Source organism: Wolbachia endosymbiont of Tuta absoluta (assembly GCF_059414725.1).
Genome location: NZ_JBNRJY010000559.1, coordinates 1 through 1,129, shown reverse-complemented (window position 1 = coordinate 1,129; position 1,129 = coordinate 1). Strand labels below are relative to the sequence as shown.

1 protein-coding gene is annotated in these 1,129 nt (G+C 43.0%); it reads left to right on the top strand.

All coding sequences use genetic code 11. The features are described from left to right. Window positions 1–419: 419 nt before the first annotated feature. Window positions 420–596: a protein kinase gene (locus ACJ5GX_RS06305; protein WP_495292818.1), complete on the top strand. Its 177-nt coding sequence runs from the start codon at window positions 420–422 to the stop codon at window positions 594–596. Window positions 597–1,129: the final 533 nt, after the last annotated feature.

The window sequence follows — 1,129 nt, the reverse complement described above, 5'->3', positions numbered from 1 at the left end:
ATATTTTCGCGAGTCAGCTGTCGTTTGGTTTCAAACCATTGCTTTATTGGAGGCGTCTGCTTTGCAACTGGTACGGTCAATAATTGGGCATTATTATGGTCTGACAAATATAACGCAACATCGCTCCAATTTCACGCTCAAGTAAAGCGGCGATCGATCGACGCAGGTATGTTTATTTGTGGACTTAGTAATTTATTTTGTAAGTGTGTCTAGTTTACCACAGTATTAAGACACAAGTTGCACTTCTTTGCATGATTTTGCTGTGTGCCCACTTTCCATTTTGCTAACAATGAAAACTTTTTTTACTGATGTTTTTTCTAATGTTAGGTATCTAATTAGCGAAGGAAATGCACTGCCAGAATCTAGACTAGATTCAAGAGTAGGTATTGTCCAATCTAATATCCGTAATTGTTGGGTTTATGTTTGAAATCAGATATGTAATAGTAATTTTGTGTTTAGGGTACCGCATGCCGGCGCCGGAGGGGTGCGCGGAGGAGGTGTACGCGCTGATGCTGCGCTGCTGGGAGTACGAGCCGGACAAGCGCCCGCACTTCCACCAGGTCTACACGCTCATCGACAACATCTACAACCGGTGATACGCACAGCACACGATCGATCATAGAAAGAGAAAATCTTATTATTTAGAAAGATAATAAAAAATATCTAAAACAAGTAAGTGTAGTGATTCAGCGGCGCAAAGCTGCTAACATATCTGGCCTCGGTACGGTGCGATCGAGGAGATCAGAAACTATGTAAAAGATAATAGTTTTCTAAGTAGTTGAGACATTAGATAACTGTTTCAGTCACACGATTGGTGACGTCACTCATTGCCCATTACGTGGACCTTCACCTTGCGCTTGACCGAATTACGGCGGAGTGGCTGAGTGGCGGACTGGCGGACTGGCGGGCGAGGCTACTGTAATCACACGATATCTGTCAGCTGTACTCGTAGCTGCATGGTAAATGGTAATCGAGCGGAAACAACACGTTACCATACTTACCTACTTTTTTTCTAGTTTGGGTATCAACCATCCAATTTAATTTTTAAAATTGCAGTTCACGTATTGTTCATACATACAGGGTGTAAGGGACAGCCCTCCGAATACTGATAGGGTGCATGCAGACCATG

Excerpts from the sequence above, each read along its gene's own strand:
- ACJ5GX_RS06305 (WP_495292818.1), top strand. The coding sequence starts at position 420 with ATGTTTGAAATCAGATATGTAATAGTAATTTTGTGTTTAGGGTACCGC.